We start from the raw sequence: 23,547 nt of genomic DNA, 5'->3' as shown, positions 1-23,547 counted from the left end.
CACCTTCAAACTTGTTTTTATTGAGGGAACAGCATGTCGAGAGCGGCGCAGCCTGGCTCTCACCTTTACGTTAACGTAAACCTGCGACCGGTGGCTGTCAATCGCCCTTTACGTAAACGTCAACTTGCGCCAGAGTAGCGAGGCTTTCGATTGGAGCCAGGCTGTTTTGCACCTTTCGCCTGGCTCCTGCACACCCACTAATAAAGACAATAGGGGTCGTCATGGAACACTCGGGTTTCCAGCCGGATCGCAGTTACACCCGTGGTACGCAAGACCAGCCGCTGCTGGCGTTGACCATCGGCCAGGCTTTCGATAACACCGCCGCCGCCTATCCCCAGGGCGAGGCTCTGGTGGTGCGCCACCAGCAGCTGCGCTACACCTGGCAGCAACTGCGCGAGGCGGTCGACCTGCATGCCCGGGCGCTGCTGGCCCTGGGGCTCAAGACCGGCGATCGCCTGGGGATCTGGGCCCCCAACTGCGCCCAGTGGTGCATCGCCCAGTTCGCCAGCGCCAAGATCGGCGCGATTCTGGTGAACATCAATCCGGCCTACCGCAGTTCCGAGCTGGAGTATGTGCTCAGGCAGTCCGGCTGCCAGTGGCTGATCTGCGCCGGAGCCTTCAAGACGTCCGATTACCACGGCATGCTCCAGGGCCTGGTGCCCGAGCTGGCGGAACAGTCCATCGGCCAATTGCACAGCGAGCGGTTACCCGAGCTGCGCGGGGTGATCAGCCTGGATGCGCAGCCGCCGTCGGGTTTCCTGCCCTGGTCGCAGCTATCGGCGCTGGGGGCGGGGGCCACGGCCGAGCAGTTGCAGGCGCGCCAGGACAGCCTGGATTTCGACCAGCCGGTGAATATCCAGTACACCTCCGGCACCACCGGTTTCCCCAAGGGCGCGACCCTGAGCCACTACAACATCCTCAACAACGGTTACATGGTGGGGGAGAGCCTGGGCCTGACTGCTGCCGACCGGCTGGTGATCCCGGTGCCGCTGTACCACTGCTTCGGCATGGTCATGGGCAACCTGGGGTGCATCACCCACGGCACCACCATGATCTATCCCAATGACGCCTTTGACCCGCTGCTGACCTTGACTGCGGTGGCCGAAGAGCGCGCCACCGGCCTGTACGGCGTACCCACGATGTTTATCGCTGTGCTCGATCAGCCCCGCCGCAGCGAGTTCGACCTGTCGAGCCTGCGGACCGGGATCATGGCCGGGGCCACCTGCCCGATCGAAGTGATGCGCCGGGTGATCAGCGAAATGCACATGAGCGAAGTGCAGATCGCCTACGGCATGACCGAAACCAGCCCGGTGTCGCTGCAGACCGGGCCGGACGACGACCTGGAACTGCGGGTGACCACCGTGGGCCGGACCCAGCCGCACCTGGAGAGCAAGATCATCGACGAGGCCGGCAATGTGGTGCCCCGCGGCACCATCGGTGAGCTGTGCACCCGGGGCTACAGCGTCATGCTCGGTTACTGGAACAACCCTGAGGGCACCCGCGAGTCCATCGATCAGGCCGGCTGGATGCATACCGGTGACCTGGCCACCATGAACCAGCAGGGGTACGTGTGCATTGCCGGGCGCAACAAGGACATGATCATTCGCGGTGGCGAGAACATTTATCCGCGAGAGCTGGAAGAGTTCTTCTTCACCCATCCTGCGGTGGCCGATGTGCAGGTAATCGGCATCCCCTGCGACAGGTACGGCGAGGAGATCGTCGCCTGGATCAAGTTCCACCCCGGCCATTCGGCCAATGAGCTGGAGCTGCAGACCTGGTGCAAGGAGCGTATCGCGCACTTCAAGACGCCGCGTTACTTCAAGTTCGTTGAAGAGTTTCCCATGACCGTGACCGGTAAGATCCAGAAGTTCCGCATGCGCGAAATCAGCATCGAGGAGCTGCGTGAGCGCATGAACAAGGGGTGAACCCGGATGGAGCGTGCATCGGCGCCGGTGCACGCTTTATGGGCAGCAAAGAGGGATCGCAGAAAGCACAAAGGGGAGCCGAAGCTCCCCTTTAATTTTGTCGTTGCGTGCTCTTTTTTTATTATTGAGGGGCGGTCTATTGTTGTTTTTGGCAACCGTTGCCCTTTACTGCTGTTTTTGGCGATCCCCATCCGGGATCAAGAGCAAACGTATTTTTTTGAGCGCTGATTCAATGTGTCGCCAGGGCGATCCAACCAGTTCGGGAACTACCTCAGGGTAGTTTTATTGTTCTCTGACCGGTTGCGGGTGGCTCTTGCAAGCCCTCCTGCACAGTGCATCCTCTCCAAAAAAATCTGTTAGCTGCGTCTCTGCCGTGTTGTTTTTGTTATCTCAGAGTCGTTACGTCTTATTTTTATTAGGTTTGCTGCTTTTTATTCTTGTTATGCCATAGAGATAGCAGAAGCCGTGCCAACTTTTTAAAGTCATTTAAAATCAATGACTTGATAATTTTGTAGGACAATCTGTACCGCAACAAATTCGACAAACTGTTTCCGTGTTACTCGTTCCCGCCCCAGATCGGAGTGGCCGGTAACACCCGGCCGCACAATACCTCAGCTGGCGTTACGCGCCTTGGCCACGCGGGAGCCGGTGGGGCGCCCCAGCACGTTACAGATCTGCCGGCCGGCGTCGATCAGGCGGTCCATGTCGATACCGGTATGGATGCCCAGGCCATTGAGCAGGTAGAGCACGTCTTCGGTGGCGACGTTTCCGCTGGCGCCCTTGGCATAGGGGCAGCCGCCGAGGCCGGCGATGGAGCTGTCGAACACCGCGATGCCTTCCAGCAGGCTGGCGTAGACATTGGCCAGGGCCTGGCCGTAGGTGTCGTGGAAGTGCCCGGCGAGTTTTTCCCGTGGTACCTGGGCGCCCACCACCTCGAACATGCGCCGGGTGGCACCGGCGGTGCCGGTACCGATGGTGTCGCCCAGAGAGACCTCGTAACAGCCCATGTCATGCAGCTCGCGGGCGACCATGGCCACCTGTTCCGGGGCCACTTCACCTTCATAAGGGCAGCCCAGCACGCACGACACGTAACCGCGCACGCTGATGCCGTGCTGCTTGGCGGCGTCCATGATCGGCACGAAGCGTTCCAGGCTTTCGCTGATGGAGCAGTTGATGTTGCGCTGGGAGAAGGCTTGCGAGGCCGCGGCGAACACCGCCACTTCCTTGACCCCAGCCGCCAGGGCATCTTCGAACCCCCGCAGGTTGGGCGCCAGTGCGCCATAGACAACCCCGGGCTTGCGCTGGATACGGGCGAAGACCTCGGCTGAACCGGCCATCTGCGGCACCCATTTGGGAGACACGAAACTGCCGACTTCTATGTAGCCCAGGCCGGCGGCGGTGAGGGCATCCACCAATTGCACCTTGTCTTCGACGCTGATGGGCTGGGCTTCGTTCTGCAGGCCGTCGCGGGGGCCGACTTCGATCAGGCGTACATGGCTGGGGAGTGACATAGAGGTTCACCTTCTTATAGGGAGTGGCGGATACCGGCGCCCGGGCGCAGGTGTGCCGATGATTATCGGGCGGTGCTTTTCTGGTTCAGGATGGTCTGCTCCAGCGCCTGGGTGCAGCGCTCTTCGGCGGTGTCCAGTTCCAGCTTCATCTGTTCGATGTCGAGCAATTGCTGTTCGAGCTGTTCGCGACGCTCGGCGATTTTCGCCAGCATGCTGTGCAGCTGCTTCAGGTTGCCGCTGCTCGGGTCGTAGAGCTCGATCAGTTCGCGGCACTCGGCCAGGGAAAAGCCGATGCGCTTGCCCCGCAGGATAAGTTTCAGGCTGACCTTGTCCCGGGGCGAATAGATGCGCTCCTGGCCACGGCGTTCGGGAGCCAGCAGGCCCTGCTCTTCATAGAAGCGGATGGCCCGGGTGGTGATGTCGAGCTCGCGGGCGAGGTCGGAAATGCTGTAGGTCTGGCTGCTCATGGAGGCGCTCAAGAGGGGGCTTGGCGCTAAGCTAAAGGCAGGTTGACGTATACGTCAAGCAGTCCGAGCCGATCCCGTTCGCCGGCAAGCCGGCTCCTGCAGTGAGGGCTTGCCGGCGAAAGGGCTCAGGCGGTCTGCTGGTCGAGCTTCTTTTCGTAGGCCGTGACCTGCTGGCAGAGCTCGATCATCTGCTCGCGCATCCAGCGGTTGGCCGGGTCCTGGTCGGTGCTCTCGTGCCAGTACAGGTGGGTTTCCACCGGCGGGACATCATTGACCGGCAGGTTGAACGCGTGCAGTTCATGGCGACGGGCAAAGCGCTCCGGTACGGTCATCACCATGTCGGTCTGCTGCAGCACCTGGGAAGCCATCAGGTAATGCTGGGAGCGCAGGGCGATCTTGCGCTGGATACCCATCTTGCCCAGGGCCAGGTCGACATGCCCGAGGCCGCTGCGGCGGCTGGAGATATGGATGTGGGTCAGGGACAGGTAATCGTCCAGGCTGAATTTTTCCTTGCCCGCCAGCGGGTGGCCCTTGCGCATGGCGCACACATAGCGGTCTTCCATCAGCTTGACGTGACGCACCTGGGGGTCGGTATTGAGCGGTGCGTCAACGGCAAAGTCCAGGCGCCCGGCTGCCAGCTCCTTGGTGGTTTCCCGACGCTTGGAGAGAAAGCTTTCGATGATCACCGCCGGCGCCAGGCGCCGCAGGCGCTGGAACAGTGGGGGCAGGATCACCGCTTCGGTGAGGTCGGTCATGCTGATGCGGTAGGTCTTGACCGCTTGCAGGGGGTTGAAAATGCGACTTTCCTGGACCGAAACCCGCAGCAGCGACAGGGCATTGCGCACCGGCCCGATGATGTTCTGCGCCATGGGCGTGGGCACCATGCCCTGGGCGGTACGCACGAAGAGCGGGTCGTTGAAGGTCTCGCGCAGGCGTGCCAGGGCGTTGGATACCGCCGGTTGGGTGATGCCGACGATCTGCCCTGCACGGGTCAGGTTGGCTTCGGTGTAGATCGCATCGAAAACGATGAAGAGGTTGAGATCGACCTTGCTCAGATTCATTGCGCTGCACTCTTATTGTTAGGGCCTGTGGGAGGGCTCGGAAGCCTGTCGGATCAGCCGATCATATATCGGTGATGAATGTTAATACACGCCGAGAATAGGCTAGGTAAATTTTCGTAGCTGATCTAGCATCGATTTCAGTCCTCCAACACCCGATCGTCACAAAGGTAGAGCTGCCCATGGAATTCGCCTATTCCCCCAAGGTTCAGGAACTGCGTGAGCGTGTCACCGCGTTCATGGATGCCTATGTTTATCCGGCTGAAGCGGTCTTCGAGCGTCAGGTTGCCGAAGGCGATCGCTGGCAGCCGACCGCCATCATGGAAGAGCTGAAACTCAAGGCCAAGGAGGCCGGGCTATGGAATTTGTTTCTGCCTGAGTCGGAGTTGGGGGCAGGCCTGACCAACCTTGAGTACGCGCCGCTGGCGGAAATCATGGGGCGGTCGTTGTTGGGCCCGGAACCCTTCAACTGCTCGGCACCGGATACCGGCAACATGGAAGTGCTGGTGCGCTACGCCAACGAAGAGCAGAAACAGCGCTGGCTGGAGCCATTGCTGCGCGGCGAGATCCGTTCCGCGTTCGCCATGACCGAGCCGGACGTGGCGTCCTCCGATGCCACCAACATGGCGGCCCGTGCGGTACGCGACGGCGACCAGTGGCTGATCAACGGCAAGAAATGGTGGACCTCGGGCGCCTGCGACCCACGCTGCAAGATCCTGATCTTCATGGGCCTGAGCAACCCGGATGCGCCGCGCCATCAACAGCACTCGATGATCCTGGTGCCGGTGGATACCCCCGGGGTGAAGATTGTTCGCCCGTTGCCGGTGTTCGGCTACGACGACGCACCCCATGGCCACGCCGAAGTGCTGTTCGACAGTGTCCGGGTGCCCTACGAGAACGTGCTGCTGGGTGAGGGCCGTGGTTTCGAGATTGCCCAGGGCCGCCTTGGCCCGGGCCGGATCCACCACTGCATGCGTTCCATCGGCATGGCGGAGCGGGCGCTGGAACTGATGTGCAAGCGTTCGGTGAACCGTACTGCCTTTGGCAAGCCGCTGGCGCGCCTGGGGGGCAACATCGACAAGATCGCCGACTCGCGGATGGAGATCGACATGGCCCGGCTGCTGACGCTGAAGGCCGCGTACATGATGGACACCGTGGGCAACAAGGTGGCCAAGAGCGAGATTGCCCAGATCAAGGTCGTGGCGCCGAACGTGGCCCTGCGGGTGATCGACCGGGCGATCCAGATCCACGGCGGGGCCGGGGTCTCCAACGACTTCCCGCTGGCCTACATGTATGCGATGCAGCGTACCTTGCGCCTGGCCGACGGCCCGGATGAGGTGCACCGCGCGGCGATCGGCAAGTATGAAATCGGCAAGTATGTACCCAAGGAGCTGATGCGCAGCGGGCATTGAGGGCGATGCGGCCGGCCTGTCGAAAGGCCGGCCGCTGTGAGTTCAGTACACCCAGACCTCCACGCGGCGGTTCTTGATCCGCCCTTCGTCGGCACTGTTGGCCGCTACCGGCAGCTCGGCGCCAAAGCCGCGAATCTCGCGAAACACCACGCCGCTCTTCACCAGTTCCCGGCGTACCGCCATGGCCCGCAGTTTGGACAGCAGGGCCGCGCGGGCCGGATCGTTCTTGGCGTCACCGAAGCCGGCCAGGGTCACCTGGCGGTTCATCTTGCCGTGCTGGCGCAGGTAATCCAGTACCCGATTGAGGTCCTGGCGGGCCTTGTTGTCCAGGCTGGCGCTGCCTTCCTCAAAACGAAAGTTGACCGTCAGGCGCTGCGCCTGGCGGGTGAGCGCCTGATAAGCCTCCGGCATCTGCGGGCCGGGAGCGACACGCATGGCCTGCACGGTCTGGGCGATAAAACCGTTGGCGGCGACGATGGCCTGGCCCTTGCTGCCCTGGGCAAAGCTCACCAGGGCATCGGCCCAGGGGTTCTGCCCATTGGGCGGCAGGTACAGATACAGGCGCCGTGACAGCGGGTAATCCTCGGTGGCGATCAGGCTGTTGAGCGGCAGCATCGGCTGTGAGTCGCCGTCGACAATGGCCACCGCCTTGGCCTGGCGCACATAGGGCAGGCCGATGAAACCTATGCCCTGGGGGTCATGGCTGACTGCGTCGGACAACTGCTCGCTGGATTCGAAACGTTTTGCGCCGGGGCCCAGGGTCTTGCCGCGACGGCTGAGTACCAGCTCCTTGAAGGTGTCGTAGGTGCCGGACTGGTCATCCCGGGCATAGAGATGTACCGCGCCGCCAATGCCACCCAGTTCTTCCCAGGTCCTGGCTTCGCCGCTGAACAGCCGGGCCAGTTGCTCGGTGTTCAGTTGGTTCAGCGGGTTGTGCGGATGCAGGATGATTGCCAGCCCGTCGATGGCGATCACCTGTTCGGCGCTGGGGCTTTTCAGGTCCCCCAGGCTTTCAAGGTCCACCAGCTCGCTGTCCTTGATCGGCCGTGAAGCGGCGGCCAGGTCGGCCCGGGCGGTTTTCAGAGCGGCAAAGCCGGTACTCGAACCGTGGGCGGCCACTTCCACCCGCACCGCTCGGCCCTGGGCGGTTTGCCCCACCACCTGTTGTTCATTGTCTTTGCCACTGGCGGTGATCCTGATATCGCGCAGGCCCTGTTCTTCCATCAGGCCCTTGACCAGGGCCGGGCCCAGCCGGGCGCCGATGGTATTGGAGCCTTGGATGCGCAGGACGGGCGCATTGTCCGGGGCTGGGGGCAGGGCGGCGAATACCGACCAGGGCAGGGCGTAGCAAACGAAACCGATCAGAAACAGGCTGATGGTCCGGCACCAGATATCTCGTTCGCTGACGGTGGAAGCGCGGGGCATGGCGGCACTGGCCTTCTATATAGAGGGAGGAGGTAAGTGCTGGGGACATTAAGTCAGGGAGGTGACAGGGATGTGACGGACGGGGCTATTTGCAGAGAAATGGCGAAAGTCCTACATCATAAATAGCTGTTTTCTCTAGATTTTTTGAGATTTGTCCTAAAGACCAACCTCGGAACGACGCGTAGAGTGGGCAACTTTGTCTGGCGGGGATTGGGGCGACTGCCAACGCGTCATCCCCCGCGGATGCCTCGGCAGTGTTGAGCTGCTATTTCGTAGTGTGCAAAGGAGTTACAAATGAGTGCCTGGTTCGAGCTGAAGCAGTATGGCAGTGGTGCATGCAGATTCTTGCTGAAGACAAAGGAGGCGCAGACCATGCTTCAAAGCGACCGCTACCCTTGCCGGGACAGTGCCGAGGCGGCTCTCGGCCTGTTCCGCGCACACTGCGCTTCCCCGGAACGCTACGTCAAGAAAATTTCGTCGGGCGGCAAACCTTTTTTCAAGCTCAAGTCCGGTAAGGAAGTGATTCTGGTCAGCCACTTGTACGATTCGGAAGCCACCCTCGAGAGCGCCATCAGCGCTATCGCCAGTGCCGGTACCACGGAGCGGGTCGAGCACATACAGCTGTAACCGCAAAAAAAAGCCCATCGGCAGATGGGCTTTTTTGTGCCTGTGGATCAGCCCAGTTCGAGCCAGATCGGCGCATGGTCCGAAGGTTTTTCCATGCCCCGCAGTTCATAGTCGACCCCAGCGTCCTTGACCCGTGGCAACAACCCCTGGGAAGCCATGATCAGGTCGATGCGCAGGCCGCGCTTGGGTTCATCCTCGAAGCCGCGGCTGCGGTAGTCGAACCAGCTGAAGCGGTCGTTCACCTCGGGGTTCAGGTGACGAAAGCTGTCCACCAGGCCCCAGTTCTTCAGGCGGGCCATCCACTCGCGCTCTTCCGGCAGGAAGCTGCACTTGCCGGTCTTCAGCCAGCGCTTGGCGTTCTCGGCGCCGATGCCAATGTCGCAATCTTCCGGGGAAATGTTCACATCGCCCATCACCACCAGGGGCTGGTCATTGCTGAAACGGCTTTCCAGCAGGTGCTGCAGATCCTGGTAGAAGCGCTCTTTGGCCGGGAATTTGGTGGGATGGTCGCGGCTTTCGCCCTGGGGGAAGTAGCCGTTCATGATGGTCACCGGGGTGCCGTTGGCATCGGCGAAGGTGCCCCAGATAAAGCGCCGCTGGGCGTCCTCGTCGTCACCTTCAAAGCCTTTATGCAGGGCCAACGGTGCCTGGCGCGAGAGCAGGGCTACGCCGTAATGGCCTTTCTGGCCGTGGTAATGCACGTGGTAGCCCAGGGCCTGGATGTCGGCAAGGGGGAACTGTTCGTCGGCGACCTTGGTTTCCTGCAGGCCGATCACGTCCGGCTGGTGTTTGTCGATCAGCGCCGCCAGCTGATGGGGGCGGGCACGCAGCCCGTTGATATTGAACGAGACGATTTTCATGGTCGGCGGTCCTGGCAAAACAGCGATGCTAGCTGACAACGCCCGGGCCGGCCAGCGTGGCGGCGTGGCGGATGCGCTGCTAATGTCCCAGGGGCGCGGGAACGATCAGCGGCGCGCAGGGCTCGTACTAACAAGAACGCGGCCATTTGAGCCGGGTCCAGGGGAGAGTGACCGTCATGCCTGATTCCTCCAATGTCATCGCCGATATTCACCAGCTCGACAGCGGCTATTCCCGCGAAGCGCGGTCGCTGCTGTACCAGGCCTACCGCCATGAGCCGACCTTCGGCTTCATTTTCGAAGCCGATCGCCCCGGCTACGAACAGCGGGTACGAGCCACAGTGCGCGAATTGGTGAAGCAGCATTTTCTTCAGGACCTGCCGGCCATCGGCCTGCTGGTCAATGACCGGCTGATCGGTATCGCCCTGATCGCGCCGCCGCAACGGCGCCTGGGCATCACCGAAAGTTGGGCCTGGCGCCTGCGTATGGTGCTCAGCACCGGGTTTCGCTGCACCCAGCGCTATCTGGAGTATCACCAGGCGGTGCAGGCCTGCCTGCCCAATGATGCGGTGCATGTGCTGCCGCTGCTGGGGGTACATCCGCAGTTTCAGGGCCAGCATTTCGGCGAGCAATTGCTGGCGGCGGTGCACAACTGGTGCGCCGTGGACGAGCATTCCCAGGGTGTGGTGCTGGACACCGGCAATCCGCGTTACCTGGAGTTCTACAAGCGTCAGGGCTATGAAGAGATCGGTGAGATTGCGGTGGGGCCGGTGCGTGAGCATGTATTTTTTCACCCCAACCCGCAGCACTTACAAAGAGCAACAGCCTGATATAGAACTTTCCGTGCACCTGAGCGCTCTATCGCCCTCCCAAGCTCGTGATAGCATCCGCGCCTATGAAGTTTCCAGGAAGATTTACCAGCGGCTTTTTGCTGTTGTTCACAAGCTGTGCGGCGCTGGCGCAGAGCGAATTGGATGTCAGGGTCAAGCCCGCCAATGACGAGTTGAAGGCCAATGTGGAGGGTTACATTGGCAGTGTCGGCGATCGCGATGAAGAAGCCTTGCTGCGGTTCAGCCGGGGCGCCGAGGAGCAGGCGAAGAAAGCCGCCCAGGCCCTGGGCTACTACCAACCGCATATCCAGAGTGAGGTGCGTGGCGGTGACAAACCGCGCCTGACGTTGCGGATCGACCCCGGCGAACCGGTGCACCTGCGCAACGTGACAGTCCGGGTCGAAGGCCCGGCGGCCTCCCTCAAGTCGTTTCGCCTTCCCGACGGCGACCAGCTCAAGCCTGGTGCCGTGCTCAATCATGGCCATTACGAAGACGCCAAGCGCCTGATCCAGAACCAGGCTTCGCGCTATGGCTTTTTCAGCGGGCGCTTTACCCAGCAGAAACTGTCGGTGGACCCCCAGGCAGGTGTCGCGGACATCGACCTGGTCTATGACAGCGGCCCGCGCTACGCGCTGGGCAAGGTCAGCTTTAGCGGCGACTCCCTGTTCGATGAAGACCTGTTGCGGCGCATGGTGCCGTTCAAGGCCGGCGCGCCCTATGACTCCGAACTGATTGCCGAACTCAACCAGGCCCTGCAGTCGAGCGGCTACTTCGAGGGCGTGCGGGTGGACGCCGCGCCTACTGCCGCCGAGCACGAGGTGATTCCGGTGGCGGTCCAGCTGGAAACCCGCAAGCCCCGGACCATGGGCCTCGGCCTCGGCTATTCCACCGACGTAGGGCCGCGGGTCAAGGCCAACTGGACCCGGCACTGGGTCAACCCCCAGGGCCACAGTTACGGCTGGGAGGCGGAAGTTTCTGCCCCGCGGCAGAACGTCGGCCTGTGGTACGACATTCCCCTGGACCCGCCTCTGACCGACAAGCTGCGGTTCGCCGGTGGTTACCAGAATGAAGAGATTGCCGGCACCGATACCCTGAGTAAGTTGCTCACCATCGGTCCCGAGTGGCACAGCAAGTTGCCCAGCGGCTGGCAGCGGGTGCTGTCGCTGAAGTATCAGCGAGAGGAATATCGCCTCGGGGACGACTCGGGCCTGAGTAATCTGCTGATGCCTGGCCTGACTTATTCCTACCTGCGCAGCGACAATCGCATCGACCCGCATAACGGCTATCGCATTCAGTTCGATACCAAGCTGGCCAAGGAAGGGGTCGGTTCCGACACCAACCTGCTGTATGGCACGGTGCTGCTCAAGGGCCTGACCACGGTCTGGGACAACCACCGCTTTCTCGGGCGAGTGCAGTTCGGTGGCAGTGCCACCAATGGCTACAAGTCGATTCCGCCGTCCTTGCGCTTCTTTGCCGGTGGCGACCAGAGCGTTCGGGGCTACGACTATCAGACCCTGTCACCGGAAAACTCCGAAGGCGATCGCATCGGCGGCCGCTACATGGTGGCCGGTAGCGTCGAGTACCAGTATTCGATCGCCGAGAAATGGCGGATCGCGACCTTTGTCGACCAGGGCAACTCTTTCAACAAGCTGGAGCTGCCTAACCTCAAGACCGGGGTGGGCGTCGGCGTACGCTGGGTTTCGCCAGTGGGACCGATCCGGGTCGACCTGGCCCACGCGATGAATGACGACGGCGGTATTCGTTTGCACTTTTCCATGGGGCCAGAGCTTTGAAGCGTGGTTTGAAGATAACGCTGCTGGCGATTGTTGCGCTGGTGATCCTGATCATTCTGGCCTTGGCCAGCGTACTCGGAACCCAGGCTGGCAGCCGCTGGGCCCTGGCGCGAGTGCCGGGGCTGACCCTGGACAATTTCGAGGGCCGCCTTGGCGGGCACTGGAGCGCCGATCATTTGCTCTGGCAACAGGAGGGCAACCGGGTCGAGCTCAACGCCGTGCAGTTCACCTGGTCGCCCGGCTGCCTGCTGCGCATGACCCTGTGCATCGAGCAGTTGGAAGCCGATCAGGTCAGCCTGCTGTTCCCTCCGAGCGGCGAAACCGAAACCAGTTCGGAGCCCATCAGCCTGCCGGAACTGAAGCTGCCGTTGGCCATCGAGTTGGGGCAAGTGCGTGTGGGCAGCCTGCTGTTCAATGGCAGTGAAGAACTCAAGACCCTGCAGCTGGCGGCGCACTGGACTGCCCAAGGCCTGCAGATCGACTCTTTGCACCTAAAGCGCGATGACCTGAGTCTGGACCTTTCCGGGCTGCTGCAACCCAGTGGCGACTGGCCCCTGACCGCCCAGGGCAACCTCGGCTTGCCCGCTCCCGGCGGTGGTCCCTGGTCCCTGGCGTTGAAGGTTGAAGGCGACCTGCTCAAGACTCTGCAGCTCAATGCCGACAGCAGTGGCTACCTGCAAGGGCAATTGAGCGGCCAGTTGCAGCCCCTGGTGGAGAACCTGCCGGCCCAGGTGCGCATCACTGCCGACGGGTTCAAGGCCAGCGCCGATCTGCCGGACACCCTGCAACTGGATCAGCTGGAACTGACTGGCCAGGGCGACCTGAAAAGCGGCTACCAGCTCGCCGGCAAGGCCAGCCTGCCGGCGGAGCAGGGCCCGGTGGCCCTGTTGCTGCAAGGCAAGGTCGACGCCAAGGGCGCACAGATTGCCGCTCTGGACCTGAGCGCCAACGACAAGCAACACCTCAAGCTCAGTGGGCAACTGGACTGGAGCGAAGGTTTCGCCGCCGAGGCCAAGCTGGCCTGGCTGGACTTCCCCTGGCACCGCCTGTATCCGCTGATTGACGAGCCGGCGGTGCGGGTCCGCAGTTTTGATGCCGAAGTGGCTTACCGTGACGGTAACTACCTGGGCAACTTCAAGGGCGACCTGGACGGCCCGGCAGGCGCGTTCAGCCTGAGCAGCCCGTTCAGCGGCGACCTGACGAAAATCTATCTGCCGCAGTTCAAGCTGGCGGCGGGCCAGGGCAAGGCCGAGGGCCACCTGAACCTGCAGTTCGCCGACGGCATTGCCTGGGATACCGCCCTGGATCTGTCGGCCATCAACCCCGCGTACTGGGTGGCGGAGCTGCCCGGAACCCTGGCCGGCCCCCTGCGCAGCCAAGGCGAAATGAAGAACCAGCAACTCAAGCTCAATGCCAACCTCGACCTCAAGGGACGCTTACGCGGACAGCCGGCGGTTCTCCAGGCCAAGGCCGACGGAGCGGGCGAGCAATGGACCCTGGGCGCGCTGGACATCCGCCTGGGAGACAACCGGATCAACGGCTCCGGCAGCCTGCAACAGAAGATCGCCGGCCAGCTGGAGATCAAGATGCCGCGCCTGGGTCAGCTCTGGCCCGAGTTGCGTGGGCAGCTCAACGGTCGGCTGGACCTGGCCGGCACCCTCAAGGCGCCACAGGGCAAGCTGGACCTGGCCGGGCAGCAACTGGCCTTTGCCGAAAACCGCCTGCAGAACCTCAAGTTGGACGCCACTCTGGATGGTGCGCAAAAGGCCCAGGTGGACCTCAAGGGCAGCGGGATTCAACTGGGCGACACGCAGTTGGGGACCCTGACCCTGGCCGGCCAGGGCGACATCAAGAAACAGAAACTGCAACTGGACCTGCAAGGACCGCTGTTGAAACTGGCCCTGGGCCTGGATGGCGTCCTGGACCAGGGCAACTGGCGCGGGCGCCTGGCCAGCGGTGATGTACAGACCGGCGGCCAGGATTGGAAGCTGCAGAACCCGGCCCGGCTTGAGCGGCTGGCCAACGGCACGCTGAACTTCGGTGCCCACTGCTGGGCCAGCGGCGATGCCAGCCTGTGCGGTGAAGACCAGCGGCTGATGCCGGACCCGAAACTGCGTTATCACCTCAAGCGTTTCCCCCTAGACAGCCTGGCGCAGTGGCTGCCCAAGGATTTCGCCTGGAAGGGCATGCTCAATGCCGATGTGCAGCTGGACTTGCCGGCCAGCGGGCCCCAGGGCCAGATCATGCTGGACGCCAGCGGTGGCACCCTGCGGGTCAAGGAAAAGGACCAGTGGCTGGATTTCCCCTATCAGGCGTTGAAGCTCAATACCCGCCTCACCCCGCGGCGCATCGACACGCAGTTGCAGTTCGACGGCGGCAAACTGGGTGAGCTGATGCTCCAGGCGCAGATCAATCCGTTGCCGAAAAGCAAACCGCTGTCCGGTGATTTCCGCCTCAGTGGCCTGGATCTGTCCGTGGCGCGGCCGTTCGTGCCCATGGTGGAAAAGCTCAGCGGCAGCCTCAATGGCAGCGGTCGTTTGTCTGGCGGCCTGCTGGCGCCTCAGGTCAACGGCAACGTGCAGTTGTCCGGGGGCGAGGTGTCCGGCTCCGAGTTGCCCATCAGCCTTGAAGACCTGCAACTGAGCGCGCAGATCGCTGGCGAGAGCGTGCAGCTCAACGGCGGCTGGAAAAGCGGCAAGGCCGGGCAGGGCAGCCTCAATGGCAACATCGCTTGGGGCCGGGCGCTATTGGTGGACCTGAGCCTCAAGGGCACCCAACTGCCGGTGACGGTGGAGCCCTATGCAGCGCTGGAGGTGGCGCCGGACCTGAAGATCTCGCTGCAGGAAGACAAGCTGGCGATTGCCGGCAAGGTGCTGATCCCCAAGGGCCAGATCACCGTGCGCGAATTGCCGCCCTCGACGGTCAAGGTCTCCGACGACACGGTGATCGTCGGCCAGCAGACCGACGACGGCAAAAAGCCCATGGCCATGGCTATGAACATCGATGTGGAGGTGGGCCAGGACAAGCTGGCCTTCAGCGGTTTCGGCCTGACTGCCAACCTGCAGGGGCACGTGCACATTGGTGACAACATGGATACCCGCGGTGAGCTGTGGCTCAACGACGGCCGCTATCGGGCCTACGGCCAGCGCTTGACCGTGCGTCGTGCGCGGCTGCTGTTTGCCGGCCCCATCGACCAGCCTTACCTGGACATCGAGGCCGTGCGCCAGACTGACGACGTGATTGCCGGCATCCGCCTGAGCGGCAGCGCCGAGCAACCGGCGACGCAGATCTTTTCGGAGCCGGCCATGAGCCAGGAGCAGGCGCTGTCCTATCTGGTCCTGGGGCGCCCGCTGACATCCACCGGTGAAGACAACAACATGCTGGCCCAGGCGGCTCTCGGGCTGGGGCTGATGGGCAGCTCGGAACTGACTGGCGGCATTGCCAAGAATCTGGGCATTCAGGACTTCCAACTCGATACCCAGGGCAGCGGCAACAACACCAGCGTGGTGGCCAGCGGCGCCATTTCCGAAAGGCTCAGCCTGCGCTATGGCGTCGGGGTCTTTGAGCCGGCCAGTACCATCGCTCTGCGTTACAAGCTGAGCAAGAAGGTCTATCTGGAAGCGGCGAGCGGTTTCGCCAGCTCCCTGGATATCTTTTACAAGCGCGATTTCTGAGGAATCAGGGGCGGCACACCAGTGTCGCCCGCTCATAGTTCAGCGCGGTGTTGCGTTCGGGCAACGCATAAGGCGCTTCACAGCGCTGGCCCTGCCAGTTGATGGTCAGGGTACCGGCGTCGGCTTCAACCAGCGCCAGAGCCTTGCCACCAGGGTCAGAGATCGCCAACTGTTTGCCGGCGCTGTCTTCGAGCGACGCACCAAACGGAATCGGCTGGTGTCGGGCGTCGAACAGCGCGAACTGCACTCGCCGTCCGGTCTTGCTGATGTAACGCGCCAGCACCACGGCACCACGACGTGGCACCACTTGCCGGGTCGCGCTGTCGATCTCGATATCGGCGCCCAGGTCTCGAGTGTCGAGGTTGATCCAGTTCACGCGATAGGGCTGCGCATTGGGGACCACGGCGAAGCCGTTGCTGCCGGTCCTGGCTCCGGAGAAGCTGCCGATTTTCACCCCTTCCACGCCTTCGACCTGCGCCAGCGCGAACGTCTCGCCCACGGTCTGTCCCAGGTTGATCCCGCCGCCATGGCCGACGATCGAGCCTGACAGGTTAAGGTTTTGCGAGTTGTAGCCGCGCCCCTGGCTGTAGCCGGCACTGATATCCATTACCGAGGTGCGGGTACTGAGGTTGACCGAGCCTGAGCTGCCTCCAGTGCTGCTGTTGCCGGCTTGCACCGAGTAATAGGTGTCGCTGTCTTGCGACAGATAGCCGTTGATTCCCATTTGCGTGGTGTCGCCGGACTTCTGCGTGCTGGCCGAGACGAAGGCGCGGGGTGCACGAGGCTTGGAGCCCAGCGGGAACGATACGGACAGGTTCACCAGCGTGTCATTGTTCGCCGGCCCGTAGTTGCCGACATCCTTGGAGTAGGTGGCGCCGAGGTTGTAGCTCACATCGCCCCAATAGTTGCTGTAACCCGCCGACAGGCTTTGCGAACCACCGCGTCCCCAGTAACGCTGGTCGCTGGCGTTGATGTAGATGCTGCCGTATCGCTGGTTTCGGCCCAGGCTCTGGTTGACGGTCAGGTCGGTACGGGTTTTCGAGTTGCCGATACGCTTGTGACCGTCGTTGCTCAGTTCCTCGACGTGCTCGGTGAGGGTGCGATAGCCCTCGGTCGAGTAGCGATAGGCGGCGAGGGTGAAGTTGGTGTCGGTGCCGGTGAACGTCTTCGCATACAGGGCGCGCAGGCTGTTGCCGGTGATGGTTGCGCCGAAAGTGCTGCTCACGGAGTGGGTCAAGTCCAGTGAGACGGCACCGATAGTCGTATTGCGGCCAGCTCCGACGGACAGCGCCTTGAAGTTTTCCGAGGCCTGCACCCCGACGATCCCGGACAAGTTACTGCTGATGCCGTACGCCAGGGTGCTGCTGAAAAATTGTGGTGACTGCTGGTCATCGCTGTTGCTGTTGTACTGGCCGGCCGAGACGCTGTACTTCAACTGGCCCTCACGGACCATGATCGGCAGGCTGGAAAATGCCTGCACCGTCACCCGGCGGCGACCATCGGCTTCGATAATCGTCACTTCCAGGTCGCCGTTGGAGCCGCTGGGGTAGATATCGCTGATTTCGAACGGCCCCGGCGGCACATTGGCGGTGTAGAGAAGGTAGCTGTCCTGGCGGATCTCCACGGTGGCGCTGGACTGCGCAATGCCGCGAATGATCGGCGCATAACCGCGCTCGCTGTCGGCACGCATGCCGTCGTCGGACGCCAACTTCAGGCCGCGATAGCGCACGCTGTCGAACAGGTCGGCATCTGAAAAGATATCCCCGGCGCTGAACTGGCCTTTCAGGGCAGTCACGTCATGTTGCAGATAGCTGCGGTTACTTTTGAATGTGCTAGGGCGGCCGGTGCTGCTGTTGAAGTTCGATTCGTTACGCAAGCGCCAGGCGCCGAGGTTGATGCCGTTGCGCAGGCCGACGTTGTTGGACAGGGTGCTTTCACCCTGAGTGCCGTTGCGGCTGCTGCTCAACTGATAGTTGATGAACGCGGCGGGAACGCCTTCGTCCCACAGGGCCGGGTCGACATAACCACGTCGGCCACGCGCCATGGCGCTTTGCGGGACACTGACCATCAAGCGCAGACGGGGCACGTCGTAACGCACGCTGGCGTGATCGATCAAGGCGGGCAGGTCCAGGCAGGTGTCGGGATCTTCGCTGCTCAGTTTGCCGCTGGCCTGCAGCTTGCCGATGTCGACCCCCAATTGCTGCACCATCTCCAGAGTCAGGCAGGCCTCGACCTTGTTCGTGCCGGGAGGGCGACGAAAATCGATGTCGCGGCGCCCGACCAGCGTCTCGTTGCCGTACAGGTCCACCCGATAGATGCCGGGCAGCACGCGGCTGCTGGCGAGCAGTGATTGCAGATCGACAGAAGACGTTGCGCCTTGCAGAAACGAGGTATTGAACTGTTCTTCGTCATCGGCAAGGCAGGTGCAGCTGAAAACCAGGGCAATCGAAAACGGCGCCCATCCGTCGCGCTTGAGTAAAAACATTCAGGAACCCTATATCACCTCCGATACGAACTAACGGAGCGAAGAGAAATACAGTGGAAGTGCAGCCGTCACAGCGGCACGTAAGTTATGGGGTTTGTTTATTCAAACTGGCTCGGGTATCAGCACTGTTGGTAAGTTGCGCGCCATAATGATCTTGTGCGCCATAGTCATTAATACTGCTAAATGAAAGGCGGGCTGTATTGGCGTTGTGAAGTTGTTTAAGGGGGAAGCTTTTTTGTTCGCCGGGGGCAATCATCATCGAATCGAAGGGGTGTTCACTGATGGTGCCGGATTGAAGTGTGATATCTGCAATCGACACGTGATACCGGCCTGGGTTATTCACCACCAACAAGCTCTTGCCGGCTTGTTCTGTCAGCCGCCAGGTCAGTTCGCTCGGTGCCAGATAGGCGTTGCTTTTCAGGCCTGCCGGGCGGAAGAACACCTTGATGCGCTGGCGTACGGCCAGTTGCAACGTGTTCTCGGATTTCGCCGCTTTAGGGATCTCTTGCACATTGAGCCACACCACCGACTCGCGGTCGGTCGGCATGCCCGCGCCTTCGTAGATCACCCGCAATATTTGCTGTTCGTCGCCGCTGACGCGCACCAGGGGCGGCGTCACAGCAAAGGGTACGGCTGCGGTTTCGCTGGAGTCGGTGTCGATCCACGACTGGATCAACACATCTTCACCGCTGTTACGCACGGTGATTCCGGCCTCCTTGTGCTGGCCGTCGAAAATCAGACGGGTGCTGCTCAAGGAAATCCCGGCCATGGCCTGATTGACCACGAACAGGCCCAGCAGGCCTGCACAAAAGGACAGTGAGTGACGATAAAACATGAGGGCTACCGCGCAATTTAATGAGGGCGCAGGGCCGAACGGCCCCGCACCAGGCTTGTGTGTTCGCGCGGGTTATTCGTATTGCAGCGTGAACGGCAGGGTGGCGTCGCCACGACCGGCAACAGCCAGTTTCGGATCGACGGTGGTTACGTAGGCTGCGGAGAATTTGAGGGTGGCGTTGCTGTCTTGCAGAGTGTTTTCGATTTTTGCGGTGCTCGGCGAGCTGAGGTCGATCACGGCGCCATTGGAATCAAGCAGCGCAATGCCGATACCTTTCGCAGCCCCCAGGCCATCGATCAGGCGCAGCACCTTGGTGCCGGGTTCAATGCCCGAACCTGCGCCCCTGGTTGGTTCGAAGATCATCGCGACCTTGGTTCCAGCGTTGCAGTTGATCTTCATGTCGAAGTTCTCGGCGCTCAGGGTGCCGTTGCCTTTAGGTGCAGTGGCGGTGCCCATGTCCTTGATCGAAACTTCGCCCATGGCGACTGAAATGGTCTTGTTGCTTCCGGCGCCTTCAACCGAACAGGCATCGTTGTTGATGGTACCGGTGAAGTTGATAGTGCCGCTGCCAGCCTTGGTTGGTGTAACCGGATCGGCTGCCAGAGCATTTCCGGTAGCGGCAATGATCGAAAGGGCGAGAAGTGCGCGAGTCATCTTTTTCATGTTGTTTTCCAATAGGTGGTATTAAAGCAACAACACGATATAACACGCACTTTTGATGGGACATCAGACGATTCCTAGAAGTCGTGTATAAGTGGATTTTTTGGAGCTGTTAGTTGAACAAGTTTCGCTCTAAGCAGTAAGCCGACAAGTCCTGGTCGCTGCTGACTTCAAGTTTGCGCATGGCCGATATCTTCTGAGTGCTTATTGTCTTGGCACTTCTGTTCAGACTCCGGGCAATCTCGCTAACGGCCATTCCCGAAACAAACAAACGCAAGATTTTGTGCTCCTTGGGCGACAGGCGAGTAAAGCGCTCGTCGAGGCCGGCATTGTTGGTGATCACCGAGGTCGGCGGTGGGCCGCTGCTGCGCACCGGCTTGCCCCGGGCAATGGCCTTGAGCGCCGTTTCGATTTCGTTATGCAGCTGGTTTTTCTGGATGATGGCCTGCACCCCGAGCTCTTGCAGGCGCGTCAGGATCAGCGGGTTGGAAATCATCGTCAGCACCAGCATCCGCACGTCGGGGAAGTGCCGCGTCAGGTATTCCATCAGTTTCAGACCATCGCCGTAGGTCGAGTCGCCGGGCATGTTGAAATCGGTGATGACCAGATTCACCTGGCGGGTTTCGAGCAGGTTGATCAGCTCGCTGGAGCAAACGGCTTCGCCCACCACGCGAAAGCACTGGCCGCGCTCAACCAGCTCTCGCACCCCCACCAGGACGATGGGGTGGTCATCGGCAATGGCAACCTTGAGGGTTTCCATGGCTGATTATCCGCAGTGAAATTATTCAAGGGTGTCCAGCAGGTCTTTCAATCGAGCCAGCTTCTGGCGCACCTCCAGGTCCAGTGCGTGGGTCACGCTCAGGCCGTTCAGGCGGCACTCCAGTTCGACGAAGGTTGTGGCCAGTTCTTCGAGCTGTACCGCACCCAATGCACCGGCCATGCTGTGCAGCTGTTGCGCCACGCGATGGGCATCGGCGTTGTCCAATGCCGTCAGCGTGGTCTGCATGTCCTGGCGCAGCGTCGTGACAAACAGTTCGCGCATTTTCGGTGACAGCTTTAGAGGGGCAACGCTGGTCGCCGGCAGGGCGATTTTGCAATGTCTTTCCAGGTGCGCGCGCAGGGTGGCGAGGTTCAGTGGCTTGACCATCCAGGCGTTCATGCCGACGTCGGCGCAGCGCTCGCCTTCTTCGCGCAAGGCGTTGGCGGTGACGCCGATAATCGGCAGCGTCTGATCCTGAAGCCGTAACGCCGTGGCCAATTGGTAGCCGTTCATGACCGGCATGTTGACGTCGGTCAGCAGCAGATCGAAGCGTCCGGGCGACCACTGCGCCAGGGCCAGCTCGCCATTGGCCGCGACGACCACCGAGCAGCCCAGCACTTCCAGTTGCTCCTTGATGATCGCCGAGTTGATCACATTGTCTTCCGCCACCAGCACTTGCAGATTCAACTGCCGGGGCTTTTCCGGCGACGAAGGTTGGCTGTCGGCGCTGACGCCGTGCTGGGCCTGGTAAATCGCCCAGGCGATCGCGCGGACATCATGGGCGTCGACTTCTCGGTCGGTACCGCGCAATTGCGCAGGGTTGGGGCCATCCGCCCTGGCGACGACCTTCGGACCGGGCCAGGCCGCGGTATCGGCCAGGGGGGAAAGCTCTACCAGCAGTGCCGATGACGCCGGTGTATCGGGCCTCAGCGGGTGGCAGTCGAGGCCAAAACGCTTGAGCCAGGCGATCAGGTTTTGTGCCTGCTCAGTGACCTGCGCACGCACATAGACGATGCTGCTGCCGGGGTTGAACACAGGGCAACCGGCCAGCTCACCGGGTGCGTGTTCCAGTGCGAGTTGAAGGGTGAAACTGCTGCCGAGCCCGGGCTCGCTGACTAGGTTCAACTGGCCCTCCATCAACTCGCACAGCCATTTGCAAATGGCCAGTCCCAATCCGGCACCGGCCTGTTCAGTGGCATCGTTGACCTGATAGAAAGGGTCGAACAGTTGTTGCTGTTGCGCCAGGGAAATTCCTCCTCCCGAATCGCTGACCTGCCACTGCACGTGGGCGCGGCCATCGTCGCTTTCCAGCAACTGAACCCGCAGCACCACGCGACCGTTATCGGTGAACTTGATGGCGTTGCTCAGCAGGTTGTTGAGGATCTGGCGAATCCGTATCGGGTCACCGCGCAACCGGTCCGGCAGCGCCGGGTCGATGCAGGCATAGAGCAGCAGGCCCTTGGATCGGGCGAAGGCGCTGTAGGTGCGCACGGTGTCTTCGGTCAGTTGCAGCGGGCAGAAATCCTGAAGTTCGAGGGTCATCTGTCCGGCTTCGATTTTCGACACATCCAGCACATCGCTGATCAGTTGGAACAACGTGGCGGAGGAGCGCTGGATGGTGTGCAGGTAATCCTGCTGGCGCGGGGCGAGCGAGGTCAGGCCGAGCAGCTCCAGAGTTCCCAGCACGCCGTACAGGGGAGTGCGGATCTCGTGGCTCATGGTAGCGAGGAAGCGGCTCTTGGCCTGGTTTGCCGAGTCGGCGGCCTGGCGCGCTTCTTCCAGCGCCGCCGCATCTTCGACATGCCGGGTCACGTCATGCAACGCACATAACCAGGCGTCCTGGCCCTGATAGCGGGTGGGCACAAAGGCGACGTGCAGGTGGCGCCCATTGATTTCAAGATCGGCGTGACCGGGGCCCGTAAGGGGCGTGAGCAAGCTCATCAACCGGCCGTTGTCGTGCCATTGCTGGGCGCGCTGGTTTTCCAGCAGTACGTGGTGATCGCTGTGGCGAATCACGCACAGGCCGGTCGGCGCCGTATCGATCACCGTGCGGCTGAACGCCTCGCTTTCGGCGATGCTGGCGTGCGCCCTCTGCGCGGGCAGGATGACCCGGGCCTGGTACCAGCGATTGACCGCCCGACTGCAACCGAGCAGCGCAAGCACCAGAGCAACCAGGCACAGCAATGGCCACAGCGCGTAGTCGAGGAAACTGCGCAGGCTGATGACGTAGATCGCCGTCCAGTGTTGCTCCCCGGGGCTGCTCAGTTTGAACACCAGGCCGTCGCGGTTGAAATTCACCCCTTCATCCAGCACCTGGCCGGGTTTCAGAGCACCGGTCAATACCACGCCACGGGGGGTGATCAAGGTGAAGTCATCGTAGATCGACCACTGCATCAGCCGTTCGATGTTGTTGACCTGGGACAGGTTCATCAGCGAGCCCAGTACCACCCAGGTATCGGCGCCCTCGACGGTCAATGCGGTTTTCGCCAGGTTGATACTCACGTAAGCCAGCAGGGTGGGCGCGCTCTTGTCGTCCTCGGAAGAGACATAGGGTTCCCAGCGCACCTGAAGATCTGGCAATGGCGAGTTGTGCCCGCGCAGGCGTTTGTTCACCTGGGTCATCACATCGACCAGATGGCCCGTCTGCATCGGTAACTGCCCCGTACCGCGCAAACGCCCGACGGAGGGTACGGCCAGGTCAAAATTGTCGGGGCCATTGATCAGGACAACCTGCGGAGACTGATAGTGCGAGGCCGACCAGAACGCACTGTAATAGGCCGCCAGATGGGTACCCAGCGCAAAGATTTTCGGGTATTGGCTGGGGGCAATCCTGTCCGTATTGATCTTCAAGCTATAGGGCAGCGAAAACGGCAGGCCGCGGCCTTCGTAAATGTTCGGCCCTTCATCGGGCAGGGGTTTTTGTGAGTAGGGCGGCAACATGGCATTGGGCAGCCGTTCGCCCTTGGCGCTTTCCCGGGCAATATCCTGCAGGAACACTTCCTGTTCGTGGACATTCTCCATCAGCCGGGCAAAGTGAAATTGCAAGGTTTCGCGCCGCTCTTCGATCATGCGCGTCACCCCCACATAGCTGATACCCAGCAACAGCAACACCAGGGCGCCGAGCACCAGCAGGCTCTTGTTCAGGCGCGATGAACTGCTGGCGAGTTTCTCCAGAAAGGCGTTGGGATGTGGCATTAGAGGGCCTGGGCAGCAGTGATGGGAGAGCCG

The 23,547-nt window shown here is 61.6% G+C and carries 17 protein-coding genes; 7 read left to right on the top strand and 10 right to left on the bottom strand.

What is annotated here, in order from left to right:
* The first annotated feature begins 221 nt into the window (after window positions 1-221).
* Both AC1RMG_RS20675 and AC1RMG_RS20670 read left to right on the top strand, forming a co-directional pair.
* Window positions 222-1,925, top strand: coding sequence for an AMP-binding protein (locus AC1RMG_RS20675; protein WP_077934500.1), 1,704 nt, complete (start codon window positions 222-224; stop codon window positions 1,923-1,925).
* 6 nt (window positions 1,926-1,931) lie between these two features.
* The gene (locus tag AC1RMG_RS20670) at window positions 1,932-2,153 is read left to right on the top strand and encodes a hypothetical protein (RefSeq protein WP_125062762.1); all 222 of its coding nucleotides are present in this window, start codon (window positions 1,932-1,934) and stop codon (window positions 2,151-2,153) included.
* Window positions 2,154-2,536: 383 nt separating this feature from the next.
* Here the strand turns inward: AC1RMG_RS20670 and AC1RMG_RS20665 are convergent, their stop codons facing one another.
* The 3 genes from AC1RMG_RS20665 to AC1RMG_RS20655 all read right to left on the bottom strand — a co-directional run bounded on the left by AC1RMG_RS20665 (window position 2,537) and on the right by AC1RMG_RS20655 (window position 4,964).
* Complete coding sequence (locus AC1RMG_RS20665) at window positions 2,537-3,436, bottom strand: hydroxymethylglutaryl-CoA lyase (protein WP_047337304.1); 900 nt, start codon at window positions 3,434-3,436, stop codon at window positions 2,537-2,539.
* A 62-nt stretch (window positions 3,437-3,498) separates the two neighbouring features.
* Window positions 3,499-3,903: a MerR family transcriptional regulator gene (locus AC1RMG_RS20660; protein WP_011062220.1), complete on the bottom strand. Its 405-nt coding sequence runs from the start codon at window positions 3,901-3,903 to the stop codon at window positions 3,499-3,501.
* Between the two features lie 125 nt (window positions 3,904-4,028).
* Window positions 4,029-4,964, bottom strand: coding sequence for a LysR family transcriptional regulator (locus AC1RMG_RS20655; protein WP_011062219.1), 936 nt, complete (start codon window positions 4,962-4,964; stop codon window positions 4,029-4,031).
* A 179-nt stretch (window positions 4,965-5,143) separates the two neighbouring features.
* Here AC1RMG_RS20655 and AC1RMG_RS20650 point away from each other — a divergent pair, with 179 nt between their 5' ends.
* Complete coding sequence (locus AC1RMG_RS20650) at window positions 5,144-6,373, top strand: acyl-CoA dehydrogenase (protein ID WP_493170111.1); 1,230 nt, start codon at window positions 5,144-5,146, stop codon at window positions 6,371-6,373.
* A 42-nt stretch (window positions 6,374-6,415) separates the two neighbouring features.
* On the opposite strand, the gene AC1RMG_RS20645 is transcribed toward AC1RMG_RS20650, so the two are convergent.
* Window positions 6,416-7,798, bottom strand: a complete 1,383-nt coding sequence (locus AC1RMG_RS20645; RefSeq protein ID WP_019092828.1) for a substrate-binding domain-containing protein — start codon at window positions 7,796-7,798, stop codon at window positions 6,416-6,418.
* A 294-nt stretch (window positions 7,799-8,092) separates the two neighbouring features.
* Here AC1RMG_RS20645 and AC1RMG_RS20640 point away from each other — a divergent pair, with 294 nt between their 5' ends.
* Entirely contained in the window at window positions 8,093-8,425 is a 333-nt protein-coding gene (locus AC1RMG_RS20640) for a DUF1508 domain-containing protein (RefSeq protein WP_011062216.1), read from the top strand.
* Between the two features lie 47 nt (window positions 8,426-8,472).
* On the opposite strand, the gene xthA is transcribed toward AC1RMG_RS20640, so the two are convergent.
* On the bottom strand, window positions 8,473-9,285 hold the full coding sequence (gene xthA, locus AC1RMG_RS20635; RefSeq protein WP_011062215.1) for an exodeoxyribonuclease III: 813 nt from the start codon (window positions 9,283-9,285) through the stop codon (window positions 8,473-8,475).
* A 176-nt stretch (window positions 9,286-9,461) separates the two neighbouring features.
* Between xthA and AC1RMG_RS20630 the strand changes: the two genes are divergently transcribed.
* The 3 genes from AC1RMG_RS20630 to AC1RMG_RS20620 all read left to right on the top strand — a co-directional run bounded on the left by AC1RMG_RS20630 (window position 9,462) and on the right by AC1RMG_RS20620 (window position 15,579).
* Complete coding sequence (locus AC1RMG_RS20630) at window positions 9,462-10,112, top strand: GNAT family N-acetyltransferase (protein ID WP_011062214.1); 651 nt, start codon at window positions 9,462-9,464, stop codon at window positions 10,110-10,112.
* A gap of 65 nt (window positions 10,113-10,177) precedes the next feature.
* Window positions 10,178-11,905: an autotransporter assembly complex protein TamA gene (locus AC1RMG_RS20625; protein WP_015636311.1), complete on the top strand. Its 1,728-nt coding sequence runs from the start codon at window positions 10,178-10,180 to the stop codon at window positions 11,903-11,905.
* Window positions 11,902-15,579, top strand: a complete 3,678-nt coding sequence (locus tag AC1RMG_RS20620) for a translocation/assembly module TamB domain-containing protein (RefSeq protein ID WP_493170109.1) — start codon at window positions 11,902-11,904, stop codon at window positions 15,577-15,579. Before AC1RMG_RS20625 ends, AC1RMG_RS20620 begins: the two co-directional genes overlap by 4 nt.
* A gap of 4 nt (window positions 15,580-15,583) precedes the next feature.
* Here the strand turns inward: AC1RMG_RS20620 and AC1RMG_RS20615 are convergent, their stop codons facing one another.
* The 5 genes from AC1RMG_RS20615 to AC1RMG_RS20595 all read right to left on the bottom strand — a co-directional run bounded on the left by AC1RMG_RS20615 (window position 15,584) and on the right by AC1RMG_RS20595 (window position 23,514).
* Entirely contained in the window at window positions 15,584-18,064 is a 2,481-nt protein-coding gene (locus tag AC1RMG_RS20615) for a fimbria/pilus outer membrane usher protein (protein ID WP_493170107.1), read from the bottom strand.
* An 85-nt stretch (window positions 18,065-18,149) separates the two neighbouring features.
* On the bottom strand, window positions 18,150-18,899 hold the full coding sequence (locus AC1RMG_RS20610) for a fimbrial biogenesis chaperone (RefSeq protein WP_368994169.1): 750 nt from the start codon (window positions 18,897-18,899) through the stop codon (window positions 18,150-18,152).
* 72 nt (window positions 18,900-18,971) lie between these two features.
* Entirely contained in the window at window positions 18,972-19,562 is a 591-nt protein-coding gene (locus AC1RMG_RS20605; RefSeq protein ID WP_125062756.1) for a fimbrial protein, read from the bottom strand.
* A gap of 109 nt (window positions 19,563-19,671) precedes the next feature.
* Window positions 19,672-20,319, bottom strand: a complete 648-nt coding sequence (locus AC1RMG_RS20600) for a response regulator (protein WP_370059374.1) — start codon at window positions 20,317-20,319, stop codon at window positions 19,672-19,674.
* A 21-nt stretch (window positions 20,320-20,340) separates the two neighbouring features.
* The gene (locus tag AC1RMG_RS20595; RefSeq protein WP_493170104.1) at window positions 20,341-23,514 is read right to left on the bottom strand and encodes a hybrid sensor histidine kinase/response regulator; all 3,174 of its coding nucleotides are present in this window, start codon (window positions 23,512-23,514) and stop codon (window positions 20,341-20,343) included.
* Between the last annotated feature and the right edge of the window lie 33 nt (window positions 23,515-23,547).

The organism is Pseudomonas sp. GW822-FHT04H02 (genome assembly GCF_058800645.1).
Note: the sequence above shows the minus strand (reverse complement) of the source record. Positions and strands in the feature narration are given on the sequence as shown.